Source organism: Enterobacter sp. 01-M-02-SI-ECC, from assembly GCF_047530595.1.
Taxonomy (GTDB): domain Bacteria; phylum Pseudomonadota; class Gammaproteobacteria; order Enterobacterales; family Enterobacteriaceae; genus Enterobacter; species Enterobacter cloacae_M.
In genome coordinates this window covers 294,464-313,527 of the sequence record NZ_JBLKCZ010000001.1, presented here as the reverse complement: position 1 = coordinate 313,527, position 19,064 = coordinate 294,464, and the positions used below count along the sequence as shown (strand labels likewise).

At 55.4% G+C, this 19,064-nt stretch carries 21 protein-coding genes and 1 tRNA gene; 12 read left to right on the top strand and 10 right to left on the bottom strand.

Annotated elements, in window-relative coordinates:
• Window positions 1-7 precede the first annotated feature (7 nt).
• The 4 genes from ACMWLG_RS01490 (at window position 8) to ACMWLG_RS01475 (ending at window position 3,880) form a co-directional block, all read left to right on the top strand.
• Window positions 8-1,126 carry an MBOAT family O-acyltransferase gene (locus ACMWLG_RS01490; protein WP_045401704.1) on the top strand — a complete coding sequence of 373 codons (1,119 nt, stop codon included), beginning with the start codon at window positions 8-10 and terminating at the stop codon, window positions 1,124-1,126.
• A complete protein-coding gene (locus ACMWLG_RS01485; RefSeq protein ID WP_045401701.1) occupies window positions 1,123-2,556 on the top strand; it encodes an AMP-binding protein in 1,434 nt (477 codons plus the stop codon). Before ACMWLG_RS01490 ends, ACMWLG_RS01485 begins: the two co-directional genes overlap by 4 nt.
• Before the next feature lie 17 nt (window positions 2,557-2,573).
• A complete protein-coding gene (locus ACMWLG_RS01480; RefSeq protein ID WP_008499867.1) occupies window positions 2,574-2,792 on the top strand; it encodes an acyl carrier protein in 219 nt (72 codons plus the stop codon).
• Window positions 2,793-3,043: 251 nt separating this feature from the next.
• Window positions 3,044-3,880 (top strand): alpha/beta fold hydrolase, encoded by an 837-nt coding sequence (locus tag ACMWLG_RS01475; protein WP_023311045.1) that lies wholly within the window; start codon window positions 3,044-3,046, stop codon window positions 3,878-3,880.
• Window positions 3,881-3,915: 35 nt separating this feature from the next.
• On the opposite strand, the gene ACMWLG_RS01470 is transcribed toward ACMWLG_RS01475, so the two are convergent.
• The 4 genes from ACMWLG_RS01470 to ACMWLG_RS01455 all read right to left on the bottom strand — a co-directional run bounded on the left by ACMWLG_RS01470 (window position 3,916) and on the right by ACMWLG_RS01455 (window position 7,036).
• Window positions 3,916-4,632, bottom strand: a complete 717-nt coding sequence (locus tag ACMWLG_RS01470) for an SAM-dependent methyltransferase (RefSeq protein ID WP_045401697.1) — start codon at window positions 4,630-4,632, stop codon at window positions 3,916-3,918.
• A gap of 9 nt (window positions 4,633-4,641) precedes the next feature.
• A complete protein-coding gene (locus tag ACMWLG_RS01465) occupies window positions 4,642-4,899 on the bottom strand; it encodes a YjhX family toxin (protein ID WP_045401694.1) in 258 nt (85 codons plus the stop codon).
• Window positions 4,900-5,189: 290 nt separating this feature from the next.
• Window positions 5,190-5,277, bottom strand: a tRNA-Ser gene (locus ACMWLG_RS01460).
• 130 nt (window positions 5,278-5,407) lie between these two features.
• Window positions 5,408-7,036: an ABC transporter substrate-binding protein gene (locus ACMWLG_RS01455; RefSeq protein ID WP_045401691.1), complete on the bottom strand. Its 1,629-nt coding sequence runs from the start codon at window positions 7,034-7,036 to the stop codon at window positions 5,408-5,410.
• 270 nt (window positions 7,037-7,306) lie between these two features.
• Here ACMWLG_RS01455 and yccA point away from each other — a divergent pair, with 270 nt between their 5' ends.
• On the top strand, window positions 7,307-7,966 hold the full coding sequence (yccA, locus tag ACMWLG_RS01450; protein WP_045401684.1) for an FtsH protease modulator YccA: 660 nt from the start codon (window positions 7,307-7,309) through the stop codon (window positions 7,964-7,966).
• An 87-nt stretch (window positions 7,967-8,053) separates the two neighbouring features.
• A complete protein-coding gene (tusE, locus tag ACMWLG_RS01445; RefSeq protein WP_045401679.1) occupies window positions 8,054-8,383 on the top strand; it encodes a sulfurtransferase TusE in 330 nt (109 codons plus the stop codon).
• Here tusE and yccX read toward each other — a convergent pair.
• The 3 genes from yccX to ACMWLG_RS01430 are packed head-to-tail and all read right to left on the bottom strand — an operon-like array spanning window position 8,380 to window position 10,029.
• The gene (yccX, locus tag ACMWLG_RS01440; RefSeq protein WP_029739909.1) at window positions 8,380-8,661 is read right to left on the bottom strand and encodes an acylphosphatase; all 282 of its coding nucleotides are present in this window, start codon (window positions 8,659-8,661) and stop codon (window positions 8,380-8,382) included. The two genes, tusE and yccX, sit on opposite strands and share 4 nt — an antisense overlap.
• A gap of 11 nt (window positions 8,662-8,672) precedes the next feature.
• Window positions 8,673-9,461, bottom strand: a complete 789-nt coding sequence (locus tag ACMWLG_RS01435; protein ID WP_045401676.1) for an AraC family transcriptional regulator — start codon at window positions 9,459-9,461, stop codon at window positions 8,673-8,675.
• A 10-nt stretch (window positions 9,462-9,471) separates the two neighbouring features.
• The gene (locus ACMWLG_RS01430; protein ID WP_023311038.1) at window positions 9,472-10,029 is read right to left on the bottom strand and encodes a kinase inhibitor; all 558 of its coding nucleotides are present in this window, start codon (window positions 10,027-10,029) and stop codon (window positions 9,472-9,474) included.
• Between the two features lie 173 nt (window positions 10,030-10,202).
• Here ACMWLG_RS01430 and rlmI point away from each other — a divergent pair, with 173 nt between their 5' ends.
• Window positions 10,203-11,393 (top strand): 23S rRNA (cytosine(1962)-C(5))-methyltransferase RlmI, encoded by a 1,191-nt coding sequence (gene rlmI, locus ACMWLG_RS01425; protein WP_032668149.1) that lies wholly within the window; start codon window positions 10,203-10,205, stop codon window positions 11,391-11,393.
• Between the two features lie 60 nt (window positions 11,394-11,453).
• Window positions 11,454-11,771, top strand: coding sequence for a heat shock protein HspQ (gene hspQ, locus ACMWLG_RS01420; protein WP_008499919.1), 318 nt, complete (start codon window positions 11,454-11,456; stop codon window positions 11,769-11,771).
• Window positions 11,772-11,805: 34 nt separating this feature from the next.
• Here hspQ and ACMWLG_RS01415 read toward each other — a convergent pair whose 3' ends face one another.
• Window positions 11,806-12,219: a CoA-binding protein gene (locus tag ACMWLG_RS01415; protein WP_023311036.1), complete on the bottom strand. Its 414-nt coding sequence runs from the start codon at window positions 12,217-12,219 to the stop codon at window positions 11,806-11,808.
• A gap of 173 nt (window positions 12,220-12,392) precedes the next feature.
• Between ACMWLG_RS01415 and csgI the strand changes: the two genes are divergently transcribed.
• Both csgI and mgsA read left to right on the top strand, forming a co-directional pair.
• Complete coding sequence (gene csgI / locus ACMWLG_RS01410; RefSeq protein WP_023311035.1) at window positions 12,393-13,055, top strand: curli synthesis inhibitor; 663 nt, start codon at window positions 12,393-12,395, stop codon at window positions 13,053-13,055.
• An 80-nt stretch (window positions 13,056-13,135) separates the two neighbouring features.
• Window positions 13,136-13,594, top strand: a complete 459-nt coding sequence (mgsA, locus tag ACMWLG_RS01405) for a methylglyoxal synthase (protein ID WP_023311034.1) — start codon at window positions 13,136-13,138, stop codon at window positions 13,592-13,594.
• Window positions 13,595-13,652: 58 nt separating this feature from the next.
• On the opposite strand, the gene helD is transcribed toward mgsA, so the two are convergent.
• The gene (helD, locus tag ACMWLG_RS01400; RefSeq protein WP_045401671.1) at window positions 13,653-15,707 is read right to left on the bottom strand and encodes a DNA helicase IV; all 2,055 of its coding nucleotides are present in this window, start codon (window positions 15,705-15,707) and stop codon (window positions 13,653-13,655) included.
• Window positions 15,708-15,830: 123 nt separating this feature from the next.
• On the opposite strand from helD, the gene ACMWLG_RS01395 reads away from it, so the two are divergent.
• Together ACMWLG_RS01395 and yccS are read left to right on the top strand one after the other, a co-directional pair.
• Window positions 15,831-16,277: a YccF domain-containing protein gene (locus tag ACMWLG_RS01395; protein WP_023311032.1), complete on the top strand. Its 447-nt coding sequence runs from the start codon at window positions 15,831-15,833 to the stop codon at window positions 16,275-16,277.
• Window positions 16,278-16,296: 19 nt separating this feature from the next.
• Window positions 16,297-18,459: a YccS family putative transporter gene (gene yccS, locus ACMWLG_RS01390; RefSeq protein ID WP_045401669.1), complete on the top strand. Its 2,163-nt coding sequence runs from the start codon at window positions 16,297-16,299 to the stop codon at window positions 18,457-18,459.
• Here yccS and ACMWLG_RS01385 read toward each other — a convergent pair.
• The gene (locus ACMWLG_RS01385) at window positions 18,416-19,042 is read right to left on the bottom strand and encodes a TfoX/Sxy family DNA transformation protein (RefSeq protein WP_023311030.1); all 627 of its coding nucleotides are present in this window, start codon (window positions 19,040-19,042) and stop codon (window positions 18,416-18,418) included. The two genes, yccS and ACMWLG_RS01385, sit on opposite strands and share 44 nt — an antisense overlap.
• Window positions 19,043-19,064: the final 22 nt, after the last annotated feature.

The following is a 19,064-nucleotide window of genomic DNA, read 5'->3' as shown; positions in this document are numbered from 1 at the left end:
CCGAATAATGTACAGCTCAGGAATGTTTTTTGTTTATTTATTTTCATCCGCGCTGGCGTTTGCGCTGGTCAATCGCGTATTACGCCATCGTCTGACCTGGTTATCTGCGCTATCGGTGCTGACGGCGCTGGGATGGGGATATATATTTCAGGGTGATTATATTGTCCCCGTCGCCGTTTTTATCAGTTTTTATATTTTCGCCACGCTAAAAGAGAAGGGATGGTTAAAAACGTGGCAGGCAATCGTTCTGACATTATTGCCGTTGCTGCTGGTGAAATTACACTTAAATAACCACTGGGGCATGATCGGTCTCTCTTTTATGACGTTCCGCGCGGTGGACGTGCTGCTCTATCGCAGTAAAAAAGAAGGGCAGAATTTCCTGCACTATTTCTGCTATCTGTTTATGCCCTTTATTATCCTGGCCGGCCCAATGTACCGCTGGCGGACATGGATGATTGACGTCAGCAAGCCCGTATTTGCCCTTAACCGTGAACAGTTTTTAGTCGCGTTAGAGCAAATCATTACCGGCATTGTGCAGAAGTTCCTGTTTGCCATGCTGATTGATTCGCTTGTCGTGCAGCCCTGGAGCCATAACCCGTTTACGCTGACCGTGGGCGTGGTGATGTCGATTGCCTACAGCACCTACCTGTACTTTGATTTTGCGGGCTACAGCAATATGGCCATCGGCGCAGGCCGCCTGTTTGGGCTCAACATCCCGGCAAACTTCAATATGCCGATTCTGGCAAAGAACCCGCAGGATTTCTGGCGCCGCTTCCACATCAGCCTGTCTGAATGGCTGCGCGATGTGGTCTTTATGCCCGTTTATATGAACCTGATGAAGTTCAACTTTTTCCGTCAGAACAAAACGCTGGCGCAAAATATCGGTATTTTTTGCACCCTGTTCTGCATGGGGGCATGGAATGGCCTGGAGCGCCATTACGTCATCAGCGGCGCGCTGTTTGGCGCGATTTCCGTCGCTCACAACATGCTGCTGTGGTCATCCAAACGCAGCCCGGCATTGCACCGCGGCTTGCAGTATCCGGCCGTTGCGTTTTTAGGGCGAATTCTGACGCTGGGAAGCGCCGCGGGATCCCTTTACATCTTTAGTGGAATGTCACCTCTATGAAAAATCACTCCGATCTTCAGGAACTGCAGGATTTCTTACGTGCGGCATTATGCGATCCCGCCTCCCCGCAGCAGCTGGCCATCAGCGGCAGCGACGAAGCCTTAAGCTGGCTACAGCTTTCCGCTGCCGTGACGGACTGGGCGCAGCGCTATCAGCGCTGCCAGCCTGTTGCCGGTACGCCGGTCGTATTGTACGGACACCAGCAGGCCGAGTTCGCCGTGGCGATTTATAGCTGCCTGCTGCACAACATTCCGTACATCCCAGTGGACTGCATCTATCCGCAGGAGCGCCTTCGGGAGATCTGCCATCTGGCCAGCGCCCCTTACTATTACGACGTGGCGACCCGGCAGTTCATCGCCACCGGGGAATCGGGCAAGGTACTGGAGGAGCAGGATCTGGCCTACATCATGTTTACTTCAGGCAGCACAGGTAAACCTAAAGGCGTGCAGATTGGGCGTGAAAGCGTATGGCACTTCATGAAATGGGTCAGCCAGGACTTTTCGCTGCCGGCAAAACCGGTCCTGATGAACCACGCGGTATTCAGCTTTGACCTCTCCCTGATACCGTTGCTGGCCAATCTGGCGATGGGCGGACATATCGTGCTGAACGCCAAAGAGGACATTCAGAAAGAGAACTGGCTGGAACGACTGAAAAGCAGCGCGGTCTCCGCCTGGGTTTCGACCCCCTCTTTTGCATACCAGCAGCTGCTTTCCCCGCAGTTCAACAGCGAGTATTTGCCAGCGCTGAGCGTCTTTATCTTCATTGGTGAAGTGTTAAATAAGGCGCTGGTTAAACAGCTCCGCCGCCGTTTCCCGCAGGCCAAAATCATTAACTCCTATGGCCCTACGGAAGCGACCATCGCGACGACCGTGGTTGAAATCACGGATGCGATCCTGAACAGTGACAGCGCCGTGCTGCCGGTGGGCGTCATGATGCCTGAGAGCAAAATGGAAATTTCCGCCGACGGCGAGCTGATTATCTGGGGTAAAAACGTCATGCGCGGCTATCTCGGCCTGCCGCAGGAGAACGCGGCGAAATTACTCCGTCGGGAAGATGAAGCGTTTCGCGGCTACCGGACCGGCGATCTTGGCTATGAAGCGGGGCTTATTTACTGCCAGGGCCGCAACGACAGCCAGGTCAAACTGAACGGTTACCGTATCGAAATCAACGAGATCGAGAACCGCCTGCTGGCCATGTCCGGCATCAACGAAGCGGTGGTCCTGCCGCTGATGAAATCCTGCGGCAGCGTGCTGCGCATAGCCGCGTTCTGCGTGACGGATATGGCGCCGGACACTATCAAAACATCGCTGTCGAAGGTGGTACCGCACTATATGGTGCCTTCACAAATTATCGTACAAGACGCTTTGCCGCTGAATCCTAACGGCAAAATTGACCGCAAGCTGCTGGACGCTTACGCCCGCACAAATTAATGACTCCAGGAAAAATTATGGAACAAGAAATTCTCGCCCTGTTCGAAAAAGTGTTATCCCGTAAGGTGGGCTTTCACGATGAACTGATTGAATCCGACATTCTCGACTCCATCCTGGCGGTCGATATGGTGCTGGAAGTGCAGGACGTTTACGGCTGCATGATCCCGCCAACTGACGTGGCGACGGTGCTAAAAACCCCGGCGGACCTGGCCCGCTATATTGAAGAAAACCGCTAAACGCCCCTGCTATTAATGCAGCCCTGAAGGCTCAGGAGGATCTCTCCAGAGCCTTCATTCTTTCCCTCTCCCCCTGAACGCTCTGCTGCTCCCTTTCACAGGAATGAAACCGACTGCTTTTATTATTTCTCCTACACTTTAGGAGTACTGTCGGTACGGGAAACAGAAAAAAGCCAACTTAATTAAGGCATTAATGATTCGCTGTGCGCTCAGCCGGGGAACGTTTTGCCTTTAACAGAGGAGTCTGCGGTATGGCATTCGTAACAACGAAAGATGGCGTCAATATTTACTACAAAGACTGGGGCCCAAAAGAGGCTCAGCCTATTGTTTTCCACCACGGCTGGCCGCTAAGTGCCGATGACTGGGATAACCAGATGCTCTTCTTCCTTGCAGAAGGCTATCGCGTTATCGCTATCGATCGTCGCGGTCACGGGCGTTCGGACCAGGTGAGTGAAGGCCACGATATGGATCATTATGCGGCCGACGCGTCAGCCGTGGTTGAAAGCCTGGATCTGCGCAATGCCGTGCACGTCGGTCACTCCACCGGCGGCGGACAGGTCGCCCGCTATGTTGCGCAGTATGGGCAACCGCAGGGGCGCGTCGCCAAAGCGGTGCTCGTCAGCGCCGTGCCGCCGCTGATGGTCAAAACGGACGGTAACCCCGGCGGGACGCCCATCGAGGTTTTCGACGGCTTCCGCAAAGCGCTGGCGGCTAACCGCGCCCAGTTTTACCTCGACGTCGCCAGCGGTCCGTTCTACGGCTTTAATCGGGATGGCGCGGACGTTTCACAGGGGACGATCCAGAACTGGTGGCGTCAGGGAATGATCGGCAGCGCCAAGGCCCACTACGAGGGGATTAAGGCGTTTTCAGAGACCGACCAGACGGAAGATTTAAAGACCATCACGGTTCCCGTTCTGGTGATGCAGGGCGACGACGATCAGGTCGTGCCGTATAAGAATGCTGCCCTGCTGCAGGACAAGCTGCTGGCGAACAGCGTACTGAAAATTTACCCGGGCTTCCCGCACGGGATGCATACCACCCATGCGGATACCATTAACGCAGATATTTTGGCCTTTATCCGCTCATAAAGGCCACGTTTAACGCCACCCTTGGGTGGCGTTGTTTATTCCCCCTGGCGTTTCTGCGCCACCAGCTGGATCATGTTGAAATACGCCCCGGCCCCCGCGTCCATAATGGGCACCATCATCTCCTGAGCGATCTCGCATTGCATAAACTCATCCCACGCCTGCTGGCAGGTATCCATCTCCCGTACGGTGGTCAGCGCCGCACCGGGCTCTTTTTCCCACAGTGCTTTCCACCAGGAGAGCGGATAGAAATACCACTCTGGGGTCCAGAAAGGTTTAACCACATCCGGGAGATGCGTTTCGCTGTACTCTCCGATAAACCCGGGAACGGCAACGGCAATATGACCGCGGGGTTTCAGGAAAGGTAGCAGAGTACCCAGCATGGCGTCATTGTTGCCGAAGTATTGATATGCGTCCACGCTGACGATCAGATCAAAGTAGTCATGCGCGAACGGGATTGCTTTCGTGGCATCAACCCGAAGGGGAAAGATTTTTCCGTCCAGACCCCGTTCGCTGAAACGTGCTGCATTTTCGTCCGGCGTAATCCACAGATCGGCGGCAAAAACCGTGGCGTCATATTTTTCGGCGAGCAGGATAGAAGAGATCCCTTTCCCACAGCCGAGATCGAGAATGCGCATTCCTGGAGCGATCGGCAGTTGAGCGACCAGCTCCTCGGTTAGCCGCATGGCGTTTGGGCCCATCATGGTGTCGAGCAAAAAAGCGCGGTCATAGCTATCTGTGTAAGGTATATTCATCACTGCTCCTTAGCGATTATCCAGCTGGGCGCGAACGTTGTTCAGCCCGGTGGTGTTGATGCGGTATGGCTGCCCGTTCACGGATCGGATCAGCTTTTTGGTGCGGAGTTTTTTAAAGACGCTAAGCGTGCAGTCGCTCAGCACCAGCCCTTCACGGGTGTAGCACTCAACGGAAGTGACGCGGCCAGAGCTGTCGCGGACGTAGACAATTCGTCCACCTTTGGCGAGAACGTGTAAGGTACGTTGTTCCTGACGGGATAAATTCATACTGGAAAACCTGTGTAATCATCATGCGTAAAAACGAGCCCACACCCGCAGGTGCGCGCGTAAGGTTTAAGCGCAGCGATAACCAGTCCGTCCTGAAAAGGGCGGGAAACTGATTATCTGATGAAAACATTCTCCAGCATCAAAGCCTCGGTAAGAGATAGCAATATATTTACAGGGTGAATGATAACGCCTGTTTTTTACAGGGAAATGGCAGGGACTTAAAAGTGTGAGGCGGATCGGCAAATCCAAAAGGAAAACCCCAGGTTAACGAGTAACCTGGGGTTTATATCTGGCGGAAGCGCAGAGATTCGAACTCTGGAACCCTTTCGGGTCGCCGGTTTTCAAGACCGGTGCCTTCAACCGCTCGGCCACACTTCCTAAGTGAGGCGAACTATAAACACCTCACCGCGAGCTGTAAAGAGTGGCTGCACTCGTTCGCTGTAAAAATAGTCAAAACGTGTTTAATCGGTTGAACTGACGACACATCGACGATTTTATCAGCACAGACCTAGTGTTTTTTGATGTACATGTCTTTCGTGAAATAGTACCCCAGCTTATCCGGCGTAAATCCGCCTACCCACGGTTTCACCAGGTGCGTACGAACGTAGTGATAAACCGGAATGGCGGGTACATCACGCCCCAGCAGATCTTCCGCCTGCTGGTAGTACTTACCCCGCTCTTCCGCTGATTTGGCTTTCGCAGCATCGATCAGTGCCCGATCGTAGTCCGGATTGCTGTACTGGCTGGTGTTTTCACTGTCGCCCGTGCGGAAGTTGTTCAGGAAAGTCGCCGCATCGTCATAATCGGCAATCCACGCGTACCGCACCGCGTCAAAGTTGTGGGTATGCATAGTATCCAGCATGGTTTTCCACTCCTGGTTTTGCAACTTTGCATCCACGCCAAGGTTTTTCTTCCACATGGAGCTGGCGGCAATCGCGATGCGCTGGTGCGATTCAGAAGTATTGTAGAGAAGGTTAAAGCTCAGAGGATGGCTGGCGTTATATCCGGCCTCGTTCAGCAGCTTTTTCGCCTCGGCGATGCGCTTGTCCAGAGGCCAGCTGGCGTAATCCGGGTTCTGCAGCTTAACGCCGCCGATATCCGGCTGGCTGATGAGCCACGCCGGGCGCTGCCCCTGCCCTAATACTTTCCCGGCAATAATGTCTTTATCCAGCGCCATGTTGAGCGCCTTGCGCACGCGCGCATCGTTGAACGGCGGCCGGGTGGTATTGAATTCGTAGTAATAGGTCGCCAGCTGCGGAGAGACGTCCAGCTCGCTGCCCAGGGTTTTCTTGAGCTGGGCAAACTGGTTAATCGGCACCGTATACACGATATCAATTTCGCCCGCCTTATAGCGGTTCACGTCCGAGGCCTCGGACGTGATGGGCAGGTAGGTGACTTTGTTAATCACGGTATGCGCGTTATCCCAGTAGCGCGGGTTGCGCTCCGCCACGATACGTTCGTTGACCACCCACTGCGACAGCTTATACGCCCCGCTGCTGACGAAATGCTCCGGTTTGGTCCACTTATCGCCGAATCGGCCAATCAGCACTTTATCCACCGGCACCAGCGACGGGTGCGCCAGCATCGCGAGGAAGGCCGCGTTTGGCTGCGTGAGCGTCACTTCCAGCGTGGTGTCGTTAATCGCTTTTACGCCCAGCGTATCGGGCGCTTTTTTTCCCTGAGCAATATCGGCCGCGTTGACGATATGCATGTTGCCCGGATAGCTCGCATACGGCGACGCCGTTTTCGGATCGATCAGGCGCTGCCAGCTCCAGAGCACATCCTCAGCGGTAATCGCCGTGCCGTCGCTCCAGGTGATGCCCGGGCGCAGATGGAACGTCCAGACGGTGTTGTCCTTGTTCTCCCATTTTTCCGCCAGTCGGGGCTGAACTTCACCCGACGGGGAAACGCTGACCAGCCCGTCGAATAAATCACTGATAATATTGAATTCGACGTCGCTTTCGACTTTATGCGGGTCGAGCGAAGCGGGCTCATTACCGTTGTTCCTGACCAGTTCCTGCTTATCGGCCAGCTGCGTTCCTGCCGGCACGTTAGCCGCCCAGGTAGCCGTGCTGGCGCACAGGATCCCTGCGGTAAGTAAAGAGAGCGTAAAGCGCGTGCGTGTTTGTGGTTTCATTTCCTTCGCCTTATTGTCTGTTTTTGTGACGATCCGGAAATAACTCTTAGCGGCCTTATGGTAATAACGCAATAATTTTCAGTAACCTATAAGAGGTTGATCTGATTAATCGCGCCAAACCGCTGTTCATACTGGTGAAATGTATTTATGCAGAAGAAACAACCAGCTCCAGCGCTAACCTGCTGAGTAAAGATGGGTAAAACCACTTTGAGACTGGCGCCCCGTTTTCTATTCTTTCCGTTAATTACATCTGTCATAAGAGAGTGACTCATGGATCGTATAATTACTTCCTCACGCGACCGCACATCGCTACTCAGCACCCACAAGGTGCTGCGCAATACCTATTTCATGCTCAGCCTGACGCTGGCGTTTTCGGCGATCACCGCCACCGCCAGCACCCTGCTGATGCTGCCGTCTCCGGGGCTCATTCTGACGCTGGTGGGTATGTACGGTCTGATGTTCCTGACCTACAAAACCGCTGACAAACCGGTCGGTATTCTGTCGGCCTTTGCCTTCACCGGCTTCCTGGGCTACATCCTGGGACCGATGCTGAACGCGTATCTGTCTGCCGGTATGGGCGACCTTATCGGCATGGCGCTGGGCGGTACCGCGCTGGTATTCTTCTGCTGCTCGGCCTACGTGCTGACCACCCGTAAGGACATGTCCTTCCTCGGCGGTATGCTGATGGCGGGTATTGTTGTGGTGCTGGTGGGCATGGTGGCTAACATCTTCCTGCAGCTGCCTGCCCTGCACCTGGCGATCAGCGCCGTGTTTATTCTGATTTCTTCCGGCGCGATCCTGTTTGAAACCAGCAACATCATTCGCGGCGGTGAGACGAACTATATCCGCGCCACCGTCAGCCTTTACGTGTCGCTGTACAACATCTTCGTCAGCCTGTTGAGCATCCTGGGCTTCGCCAGCCGCGATTAAGTTACGGCGCTGTGAACCTGGCCCCGCTTATGCGGGGCTTTGTTTTTTGGTACACTGCCGCGGTTTTTGACTAACGCGTGAATGACTATGTTGAGTTTTGAAGGCAAAGAGATCGAGACCGATAACGAAGGTTATCTGAAAGAAAGTGCCCAGTGGAGCGAAGCGCTGGCGGAAGTGATTGCTGAAAAAGAGGCGATTACCCTCTCCCCCGAACACTGGGAAGTGGTGCGTTTTGTCCGCGAATTTTATCTGGAATTCAACACCTCTCCGGCGATCCGCATGCTGGTTAAAGCCATGGCCAATAAGTTCGGCGAAGAGAAAGGCAACAGCCGCTATCTGTATCGTCTGTTCCCGAAAGGCCCGGCAAAACAGGCCACCAAAATTGCCGGCCTGCCTAAGCCGGTGAAGTGTATTTAATAGCGAATACCGAAGTTTACGTATTCTCGCCCGGGTTGATGCGGTTCCGTTAAGACCTTATCAACCCGCGCGCTGCGCGGCCCGCCCGCTTTCAGCCACGCCACCAGCTTGTCGACCTGCTCCGCTTCGCCGCAGGCGACCACCTCAACGCTGCCGTCGTCCATATTTCGCGCGTATCCCGTTAGCCCAAGCTCAACCGCTTCGCGCTGGGTGCTGTAGCGGAACCCCACGCCCTGAACAACGCCGTGAACCCAGGCAATGGTGCAGACTTTTGACATTTTTCTTCTCCTTAACGTAGCGTTTTCGGCAAACAGCCATAGTGCTGCCGGAAACGGGCGGTGAAACGAGAGCTGGAAAGATACCCACATTGTAATGCGATTTCGCCAATTGGTAATCGGGTTGACTGGAGCTGTGACAAAGCAACGGCCATCCTCACCTCCTCCACGATCTGACGAAAACTCTGCGACTCTTCACGCAAGCGTCTGCGCAGCGTCGGCACGCTTAAGGCCAGACGGCTGGCAACGTCCTGCGCGGTCCAGTCTCTGGCGGGCGACAGCATAATGAACTGCCGCACCTGCTCGGTCAGGTTACTGTTTCGCTCAACAAGCAGCGGACCCGCCACGCCATCGTGCAGCAGGGCCAGCAAAAGACCGAAAGTCTGATGCTTTTGTAGCGCCTTCGGTAAATCCTGACGCACGGCGTGCAGCAGGTTGTCCCACATAAACGCCAGCCCCTCGCTCAGCGGGGCGCAGAGCGAATGCAGCGTCGTGCGCGGCCAGGACTTCAGGTAATGCGCTTTAAACTCGGCGACAATCTCCGGGGACAACATCAGCAAATCCGAGTGAAACAGACCATTTACAGGCTGATTGATTATCTCCATCGCCGTATTGGCCGGGATAATGATGAGCTTATCCCGTGTCGCTTCCAGACGGTTATCATCCTGAACTATCACCTTAGTGCCGTGAGTGATATGACAAATAGCCGGAAAAAAGAGCTTAACCTGGTGCAGGCGATGCATTTTGCTGGCGGTCACTTCACCCGCGGTAAGATGGTTATGTCGAAAATGAAACTCCTGCACCCTGCCATCCTTATCTGCTGTAGGTTGCTGTTAACTGAGCCTTTGCCAGAACGTGACTATTGAGCATAAAACCGACCAGCGCACCGCTGGCATTGTTGTCGACGGGCAGTTTATCCACGTTCAGGGCCCAGACGGTAATCTGATAGCGATGAGGCTTGTCCCCTTCGGGTGGACATGCGCCGCCGAATCCAGAATAGCCGAAATCATTACGCCCCTGCACAACGCCGGCAGGTAATTTCTCGCCGTTCGGGTTACCGGCATCCGCGGGCAGCGTCATTGTCTTCGCCGGGATATTGGCTACGGTCCAGTGCCACCAGCCGCTGCCGGTGGGCGCATCCGGGTCATATACCGTAACGGCAAAACTTTTCGTACCGGCGGGCGGATTTTTCCACGCCAGCTGTGGAGAAATATTCCCACCGTGGCAGCCAAATCCCTCAAATACCTGCTGTTGCGCCAGCCGCTTTTCGCCGGAAATATCCCGGCTGGTGACGCCGAAAGGCGTTGTTGCTAAAACCTGAAAACTCATCGCCGCCAGAGCGGTTATTGCTATCACACTGCGCTTTTTCATGGGTGCTCCCTCTGCTGTACCGGAAGCCCCACTCTAAACCCAGCGGCAATATCGTAATGTGCCTAAGCGATTTGATTTTGTGCCGAAACGCTCAACGGCATCCGCAGATGATTGCGCCTTGCTGAATGTGGTAATCTACGCGCCATTTCCTGAAATCGACAGAACAGCAAATTATGAGTGTACGTTTAGTGTTAGCCAAAGGGCGCGAGAAATCATTACTGCGCCGTCATCCCTGGGTCTTTTCCGGCGCGGTTGCCCGTATGGAAGGCAAAGCCAGCCTCGGTGAAACCATTGATATCGTTGACCATCAGGGGAAATGGTTAGCGCGCGGCGCCTACTCGCCAGCGTCCCAGATCCGTGCTCGCGTCTGGACGTTTGATAAAGATGAAACCATCGACATCGACTTCTTCGTTCGCCGCCTGCAGCAGGCGCAGCAGTGGCGCGACTGGCTGGCAAAACGTGACGGGCTGGACAGCTACCGCCTGATCGCCGGTGAGTCCGACGGCCTGCCGGGCGTGACCATCGATCGCTTCGGTGACTTCCTGGTACTGCAGCTCCTGAGCGCCGGAGCGGAATACCAGCGTGCCGCGCTGATCGGCGCGCTGCAAACGCTGTTCCCGGAATGTGCCATTTACGACCGCAGCGATGTGGCGGTGCGCAAAAAAGAAGGCATGGAGCTGACTCAGGGGCCCGTAACGGGCGAACTGCCACCGGCCCTGCTGCCGATTGAAGAGCACGGCATGAAGCTGCTGGTGGATATTCAGGGCGGGCACAAAACGGGTTACTACCTCGACCAGCGCGACAGCCGTCTGGCTACGCGTCAGTACGTTGCCGACAAACGCGTCCTGAACTGCTTCTCCTATACCGGCGGTTTTGCCGTTTCGGCGCTGATGGGCGGCTGTGCTCAGGTGGTGAGCGTGGACACCTCGCAGGAAGCGCTGGACGTGGCAAAACAGAACGTCGAGCTCAACAAGCTGGATTTGAGCAAAGCGGAGTTTGTCCGCGATGACGTCTTCAAGCTGCTGCGTAAATATCGCGATCAGGGCGAGAAGTTCGACGTCATCGTGATGGATCCGCCAAAGTTTGTGGAAAACAAAAGCCAGCTGATGGGCGCGTGCCGCGGGTATAAAGATATCAACATGCTGGCTATCCAGCTGCTGAACCCGGGCGGGGTTCTGCTCACCTTCTCCTGCTCCGGCCTGATGACCACAGATTTATTTCAGAAAATCATCGCCGATGCCGCAATAGATGCTGGCCGTGATGTACAATTTATAGAGCAGTTCCGTCAGGCAGCCGATCACCCCGTGATTGCTACCTACCCGGAAGGACTGTATCTGAAAGGGTTTGCCTGTCGCGTCATGTAACTTGAAAAGAGAAATATTGCCCGCACATAACGTGTAAGTCGTATTTCCCGGGAGGTGACTATGATTGCCAGCAAATTCGGTATCGGCCAGCAGGTCCGCCACACTTTGCTAGGGTATTTGGGTGTGGTCGTGGATATCGACCCGGAGTATTCCCTTGATGAACCGTCAGCAGACGAGCTGGCGGTGAACGCAGAGCTTCGCGCCGCGCCCTGGTACCACGTGGTAATGGAAGGTGATGATGGACAACCCGTTCACACCTATCTGGCCGAAGCGCAGCTGAGTAGCGAGCTGCAGGAAGAGCATCCGGAGCAACCCACAATGGATGAACTTGCTCAGACTATCCGCAAACAGTTACAGGCCCCGCGCCTGCGGAACTAAGCGTGTAAAAAAAGCCCGATACGGGCTTTTTTTATTACTTCGCCAGCCCCAGACGGGGGATGTCAATCGCGGGACAGCGGTCCATGACAACCTTCAACCCCGCATCCCGCGCCAGCACGGCGGCCTGCTCGTTAATCACACCCAGCTGCATCCACAGCGTTTTTGCCCCTACGGCGATAGCGTCCTGCGCCACTTCCCACGCCGCCTCGGAATTACGGAAGACATCGACCATATCAATTTTTTCCGGCACCTCAGCGAGCGTGGCATAACCCTGCTGGCCCAATAAGGTTTTCCCCGCCACTTTTGGCGAGACCGGGATAACGTGATAGCCCTGATCGAGAAGGTATTTCATCACCCGATAGCTTGGGCGATCGGGTTTATCGCTCGCGCCCACCAGCGCAATGGTACGCGTGGATGTCAGAATCTCGGCAATATCGTTCTCTTTCATGGTTTTTCTCCTGGCTTTTTTGAAAGTGTACGCCAAACCGCACATCTCAACCATCCATCCCATACAGATGCATGAGGGCAAAACGGTGAAATATGTCTATATGTTAGTAAACGTGATTATCGAAAAATTTAGATACATTAATGCGGCGACAGGATTTCTGACGGGAGCCTTCTATGAAAACCGGTATTGCCACTGCTCTGATTGCGTTAGTGATGCCGGTCTGCGTTTTTGCTACCACGCTCCGGCTCTCTACCGACATTGATCTCCTTGTACTGGACGGAAAAAAGGTCTCCAGCTCGTTATTGCGCGGTGCGGACAGTATCGAGTTAGATAACGGGCCGCATCAGCTGGTCTTCCGGGTAGAAAAGCCGATCGGTCTGGCTAATCACGAGCAACGGATGTACATCTCCCCGCCGCTGATCGTCAGCTTTAATACCCGGCAAATCAGTCAGGTGAATATCACCCTGCCTCGCCTTGAAACGGAGAAGGAATCTGCGGCCTTCGACGCGTCACCCCGCGTTGAACTGCTGGACGGGGATGCGATGCCGATTCCGGTGAAGCTGGATATTCTGGCGTTAACCACCTCACCGAAAGGCCCGGATTACGAGGCCGCGACCCAGACCTATAATAAAGCGGGGAAACGCGCCTCGCTTCCGCAGTTTGCCACCATGATGGCGGACGACAGTACGCTTTTATCCGGCGTCTCTGAACTGGACGTTATTCCTCCCCAGTCCCAGACCCTGACGGAACAGCGCCTTAAATTCTGGTTCCAGCAGGCCGATCCCGACACGCGGGCCCGATTTTTACAGTGGGCAAAACAACAACCTTCATCATAAGCCACATTTTTTACGCCTTTCTCTTGCAGCGTCAGACGGTTCCCGTCATCGTGTAGTCAGTTAACCTGATGGATATGATTATGGAATTGACAACACGCACGCTGCCTGAGCGCAAACACATTGCTCTTGTGGCGCACGATCACTGTAAACAAATGCTGCTTAACTGGGTTCGCCGCCATCAGTCTTCGCTGGAAAAGCACGCCCTGTCGGCGACCGGCACCACCGGTAACCTGATCCAGCGCGAAACGGGTCTGCAGGTGAATGCCATGCTGAGCGGTCCGATGGGCGGCGATCAGCAGGTCGGCGCGCAGATTTCCGAAGGGAAAATTGATGTGCTGATCTTCTTCTGGGACCCGCTGAACGCGGTTCCGCACGATCCGGATGTTAAAGCGCTGCTGCGCCTGGCGACGGTGTGGAATATTCCGGTGGCGACGAACCTGTCGACGGCGGATTTCATCATCGAATCACCGCAGTTTAACTCGCCGGTTGATATCCTTATTCCGGACTATCAGCGTTATCTTTCCGATAGACTGAAGTAGCTTTTTTGCCGGGTAGCGGCTACGCCTTACCCGGCCTGGAAAATCTTGCCTGACATCGTTATGGCTTACGCGCTACCGGCACATCAATACTCTTCAGGATATCGACAAACACGGATGGCTCCTCTTTATTGAACAGCAGCCACACGCGATGCCGCGCGCGGGTGATTGCCACATACAGCAAACGCCGCTCTTCGGCATCCGGGAAATCTTCCGGCACCGGCAGCAGGGCCTCTTCCATCACCGACTCGCGGGCCGGAGCCGGGAAACCGTCGCTCCCCTCTTTCAGCCCCACCACAATCACATAGTCAGCCTGCTGCCCTTTGCTGGCGTGAATGGTCATAAATTCAAGCTGCAGTTTCGGCCAGCGGGTGGCGGCTTTTTCCAGCGCCGCGGGCTTAAGGTGATGGTAGCGCGCCAGTACCAGAATACGTTCATCGGGCTTCGCGTAGCCGCTGAGCTTGTCCAGCAGCGGCTCCAGCTGGTCATCCGCCAGCAGGGTGACCGCTTTTTTATCCCCTGGGCGCAGGCTATTGAGCGGCTTGGCCAGCTGATGCGGGTTTTGCTGGATAAAGCGGTTGGCGATCTCACCAATGCGTGAATTGAAGCGGTAAGTGGTGTCCAGATCGCTACGATCCCCTTCGCCAAAATAGTGGTGGAACGCGGTCGTCAGGGAGAGCTGCGCCCCGCTGAAGCGATAGATGGCCTGCCAGTCGTCACCCACCGCAAACAGCGAGGTATGTTTATTTTGCGCCCGCAGCGCCGAGAGCAGTGCAGCACGCTGCGGAGAGATGTCCTGGAACTCATCCACCAGAATGTGTTTCCACGGGCTGACAAAACGTCCCTTTTCAAGAATGATGATGGCCTGATGGATTAAACCGGAGAAATCGACGGCATTTTCCTCTTTCAGCGCGGTTTTCCAGGCTTTCAGCAGCGGAGCCATCAGCTTGACCCGTTTCGAAAACAGATCGCGGATCGCCTCCGGCGCGCTTTCAATCATCTCTGCCTGCGTTCCACCGTGCATTCGCATCAGGCTGACCCAGCGGTCAAGTCGCGAACCCAGACGACGCGCCAGTTGGTCATCCTGCCAGAAGCTGCCCTCTGGCACCTCCCAGCCGAGCTCCTCCTCCAGCCACTGACGCCACCCTTTCGCCTGCGCTTTTTTCTCACTGCACTGCTGGCGCCACGTTTTGATGAACAGCGCCTGACGCGCCTGCGCGTCGTTTTCCAGCTTACTGATGGAAGGCACTTTTTTACTGCCCTGCTGAATAATATGCAGCGCAAGGGCATGGAAGGTTCTGGCCGTGATATCCCGGGTGTGCAGGCGCTCCTGGATACGTTCGTCCATCTCCCGGGCAGCCTTGCGGCCAAAGGCCAGAAGCAGTATTTGATCGGCTACCGCTTCTCCGGTCGTCAGCAGCCAGCCGGCACGCGCCACCAGCACCGACGTTTTACCGCTACCGGCCCCCGCCAGCACCAGCAGCGACTGCTCGCCGTTGACCACCGCGCGCGCCTGGGCCGGATTGAGCGGTGAAGATTCCACCGTACTGAAAAAGTCGGCGTATTGGGTGAGCATGGCGTCCGTCCAGGCCTGATTATGAGCGAGACGGCTTTTACCCTTATCGTTCAGCCAGGCCTGACACTGGCGCCAGGCGTCGCGACAGTTGTCAAACTCGTCGAGACGCGTCACGGAGAGCGGCAGCGCCGAGAGTGCGTGTCGGATCTTTTGCTGCAGCCCGGCGGTCTGCTGACGGGTCAGCCACGCGTGTTGTGCGTTGCTCTGCGCGATATCGTCCAGCACCTGCTGCAGCACCTGGGCGGCAATTACGCTCATATCCTGGCTCCACTGCTGCCACAGCGCATTCAGGTGATGATGGAAACGCTGGGTTTCCGCCCACTCGGTGCCGTGAAGACGCACGACTTTATCGTCAGGCAGAACGAACTCCAGCTCGCCCCACACCAGCCCGCGTTTACAGTGGATAGCCAGAAGCTGGTTAAACGGAATAAGGTATTCGTGGCGTTCCCCGGAGACTTTCACCCCGGCATTAAGGAGAACCACCCTGTCGTAAGGGTGTTGCGCCAGGCGTTTGCCTAACGAGGTTGCTTTCAGTTCCATGTTCCGCCAAGTCCACGAAGAGATAATTTACCTGACAGTTTAACTGCCAGTTTTAAGGTGCTCCAGCCTAAAAAAACGTTACAATCATTGGGCGTTAATTTTATCGAAAGGAAGTGAGGGTTTATGCGTACCGTTCTGAATGTGTTGAATTTTGTGCTGGGCGGTTTTGCCACCACCCTTTCCTGGCTTTTTGCCACGCTGGTGAGCATCGTCCTGATTTTCACGCTTCCCCTGACCCGTTCCTGCTGGGAAATCACAAAACTCTCCTTAATCCCCTACGGGAATGAAGCCATCCACGTTGACGAGCTGAATCCGGAGAGCAAAAACGCCCTGATGAATACGGGCGGAACCCTGCTGAACATTCTGTGGCTGATTTTCTTCGGCTGGTGGCTGTGCATCATGCATATTTTTGCCGGTATTGCACAGTGCATCACGATTATTGGCATTCCGGTGGGGATCGCGAACTTTAAGATCGCCGCCATCGCCCTTTGGCCCGTCGGTCGCAGGGTTGTTCCGGTAGAAGTGGCCCAGGCGGCGCGTGAAGCAAACGCGCGTCGTCGTTTTCAGTAAATAAGGACCGGCCGCGTTTATGCTAAGCCCACTGCTTCGCCGTTATACCTGGAACAGCACCTGGCTATACAACGTCAGGATATTTATCTCGCTTTGCGGCACGGCTGCCCTGCCCTGGTGGCTGAATGATGTCAAACTCACCATTCCGCTCACGCTGGGGGTGGTGGCCGGGGCGCTGGCGGACCTGGACGATCGTCTGGCCGGGCGTTTACGTAACCTGGTCATTACGCTCGTCTGCTTTTTCATTGCTTCAGCGTCCGTTGAGCTGCTTTTCCCGTGGCCCTGGCTGTTTGCCCTGGGCCTTACGCTCTCAACCAGCGGGTTTATTTTGCTGGGCGGCCTCGGGCAACGCTATGCCACCATCGCGTTTGGTGCATTGCTGATCGCCATCTACACCATGCTGGGCGTTTCCCTGTATGACCAGTGGTACCAGCAGCCGGTTCTCCTGATGCTGGGCGCCATCTGGTATAATCTGCTGACGCTAACCGGTCATCTGATCTTCCCGGTTCGCCCGCTGCAGGATAACCTTGCCCGCAGCTTTGAGCAGTTAGCCCACTATCTGGAACTGAAATCCCGGCTGTTCGACCCGGATATCGAGGAAGAAAGCCAGGCTCCGCTCTACGATCTGGCGCTGGCAAACGGCCAGCTGGTCGCCACCCTTAACCAGACAAAAGCCTCTCTACTTACCCGTCTGCGCGGCGATCGCGGCCAGCGCGGAACCCGAAGGACCTTACACTACTATTTTGCCGCCCAGGATATTCATGAACGCGCCAGCTCCTCGCACGTTCAGTATGCTGCCCTGCGCGAGAAGTTCCGCTACAGCGACGTGATGTTCCGCTTCCAGCGCCTGCTGTCCATGCAGTCCCAGGCGTGTCAGCAGCTCTCGCGGTCTATTCTGCTGCGCACGCCCTATCAGCATGACCCCCGCTTTGAACGCGTATTCAGCCATCTTGATGCGGCGCTCGACCGCGTTCAGGCCAGCGGAACGTCACCGGAGCACATCAAAGCGCTGGGCTTTCTGCTTAACAACCTGCGGGCGATTGATGCTCAGCTGGCAACCATTGAGTCCGAACAGGCGATGGCGCTGCCGGGCAGTGAGGTGGAAAATCAGCTTGCTGATGACAGCGTGCACAGCGTTAGCGATATGTGGCTGCGGCTGAGCCGCAACTTTACGCCTGAGTCGGCACTCTTTCGCCACGCGGTAAGAATGTCGCTTGTGCTGTGCGTGGGGTATGCCTTTATCCAGATAACCGGGCTGCACCACGGCTACTGGATCCTGCTGACCAGCCTGTTCGTCTGCCAGCCGAACTATAACGCCACCCGACACCGTCTTGCGCTGCGTATTATCGGCACGCTGGTCGGCGTCGCGATTGGCCTTCCGGTGCTCTATTTCGTGCCCTCCGTTGAAGGTCAACTGATCCTGATTGTGATCACCGGCGTGCTGTTCTTCGCGTTTCGCAACGTGCAGTACGCCCACGCCACCATGTTCATTACGCTGCTGGTGCTGCTCTGCTTTAACCTGCTGGGTGAAGGGTTTGAAGTTGCCCTGCCCCGCGTGATCGATACCCTGATTGGCTGTGCGATTGCCTGGGCCGCGGTCAGCTTTATCTGGCCGGACTGGCGTTTCCGCAATTTGCCGCGCGTAGTGGACAGGGCGATGAACGCCAACTGTCGATACCTTGACGCAATCCTGGAGCAGTACCACCAGGGGCGTGATAACCGCCTGGCTTATCGGATAGCCCGTCGCGACGCGCATAACAGTGACGCAGAACTGGCCTCCGTTGTCTCTAACATGTCAACGGAGCCTCGGGCCACGGCGGAGATCCGTGAGACTGCGTTCCGCCTGCTCTGCCTGAACCATACGTTCACCAGCTATATTTCGACGCTCGGTGCCCACCGTGAGAAACTCACCAACCCGGGCATTCTCAACCTGCTCGATGATGCCGTCTGTTATGTCGATGACGCACTTCATCACCGACCGGCCGATGAGCCGCGCGTTCAACAGGCGCTGGATGAACTGGCTCAACGCATTGCGCATCTTGACCCTGGAAACGACAGCAAAGCGCCGCTGGTACTTCAGCAGATAGGCCTGCTTATCGCTCTGCTGCCTGAAATTTGCCGGCTGCAACAGCAAATCGCTACCTGGAGGAGTGATTCTCCTGTGGCTCAGGCAGCGCATTAAACCACTCCGTTAGCTCCCGGCGAATGCCTGCCGGGAGTGCCGCCTCATGCAGCCCCTCGATAGCCCCTTCCAGCGCGAAGAGAACTTTAATACTGAGCGCTTTGTTTTTTGCCCGCATCTTTAGCCAGCTCGCTCTTGCACCCAGCGCCCGCAGCGTTTCCTCATTGGTGATGCCAGCTTCAAAGAGCAAGACTTCAAGCTGAAAGGTCAGGTTTGGCAGATCCTTAAGTCGGTTTCGTTGATGGCGCTGATAGCGTTCTTTTCTTGCCGCACTGAGCGCAAACGAGGAGAGCTGAAGCAACCGCTCCCTGTCCTGCCATAATCCATCATCCACACGATAATAGTTGAGCAGCACCGGGCGGCCTCGCTTCATCAACGTTAAAAAAGAGGAGGCATTTTTTACACAGTATTTCGCACTCTCCTCACAGGCGCGAAGATAAAGCTCTCCGTCTGACACCATGGCAAAAACCGCATCATCCACCGCCAGGGTATAGCCTCCAAACAGCGCGCGATGATGAATCTCGCCCAACGGGGAGAGGTATTCCTGGGATTTATAAATCCGTTCATAAGATATCTTTTTCATGATATTTCCCTTCAAAATCATA

Excerpts from the sequence above, each read along its gene's own strand:
- ACMWLG_RS01480 (WP_008499867.1), top strand. The coding sequence starts at position 2,574 with ATGGAACAAGAAATTCTCGCCCTGTTCGAAAAAGTGTTATCCCGTAAG.
- ACMWLG_RS01475 (WP_023311045.1), top strand. The coding sequence starts at position 3,044 with ATGGCATTCGTAACAACGAAAGATGGCGTCAATATTTACTACAAAGAC.
- mgsA (WP_023311034.1), top strand. The coding sequence starts at position 13,136 with ATGGAATTGACAACACGCACGCTGCCTGAGCGCAAACACATTGCTCTT.
- ACMWLG_RS01395 (WP_023311032.1), top strand. The coding sequence starts at position 15,831 with ATGCGTACCGTTCTGAATGTGTTGAATTTTGTGCTGGGCGGTTTTGCC.
- yccS (WP_045401669.1), top strand. The coding sequence starts at position 16,297 with ATGCTAAGCCCACTGCTTCGCCGTTATACCTGGAACAGCACCTGGCTA.
- ACMWLG_RS01385 (WP_023311030.1), bottom strand. The coding sequence starts at position 19,042 with ATGAAAAAGATATCTTATGAACGGATTTATAAATCCCAGGAATACCTC.
- yccX (WP_029739909.1), bottom strand. The coding sequence starts at position 8,661 with ATGTCAAAAGTCTGCACCATTGCCTGGGTTCACGGCGTTGTTCAGGGC.
- ACMWLG_RS01490 (WP_045401704.1), top strand. The coding sequence starts at position 8 with ATGTACAGCTCAGGAATGTTTTTTGTTTATTTATTTTCATCCGCGCTG.
- ACMWLG_RS01485 (WP_045401701.1), top strand. The coding sequence starts at position 1,123 with ATGAAAAATCACTCCGATCTTCAGGAACTGCAGGATTTCTTACGTGCG.
- hspQ (WP_008499919.1), top strand. The coding sequence starts at position 11,454 with ATGATTGCCAGCAAATTCGGTATCGGCCAGCAGGTCCGCCACACTTTG.
- helD (WP_045401671.1), bottom strand. The coding sequence starts at position 15,707 with ATGGAACTGAAAGCAACCTCGTTAGGCAAACGCCTGGCGCAACACCCT.
- ACMWLG_RS01430 (WP_023311038.1), bottom strand. The coding sequence starts at position 10,029 with ATGAAAAAGCGCAGTGTGATAGCAATAACCGCTCTGGCGGCGATGAGT.
- yccA (WP_045401684.1), top strand. The coding sequence starts at position 7,307 with ATGGATCGTATAATTACTTCCTCACGCGACCGCACATCGCTACTCAGC.
- ACMWLG_RS01470 (WP_045401697.1), bottom strand. The coding sequence starts at position 4,632 with ATGAATATACCTTACACAGATAGCTATGACCGCGCTTTTTTGCTCGAC.
- ACMWLG_RS01415 (WP_023311036.1), bottom strand. The coding sequence starts at position 12,219 with ATGAAAGAGAACGATATTGCCGAGATTCTGACATCCACGCGTACCATT.
- csgI (WP_023311035.1), top strand. The coding sequence starts at position 12,393 with ATGAAAACCGGTATTGCCACTGCTCTGATTGCGTTAGTGATGCCGGTC.
- tusE (WP_045401679.1), top strand. The coding sequence starts at position 8,054 with ATGTTGAGTTTTGAAGGCAAAGAGATCGAGACCGATAACGAAGGTTAT.
- rlmI (WP_032668149.1), top strand. The coding sequence starts at position 10,203 with ATGAGTGTACGTTTAGTGTTAGCCAAAGGGCGCGAGAAATCATTACTG.
- ACMWLG_RS01455 (WP_045401691.1), bottom strand. The coding sequence starts at position 7,036 with ATGAAACCACAAACACGCACGCGCTTTACGCTCTCTTTACTTACCGCA.
- ACMWLG_RS01465 (WP_045401694.1), bottom strand. The coding sequence starts at position 4,899 with ATGAATTTATCCCGTCAGGAACAACGTACCTTACACGTTCTCGCCAAA.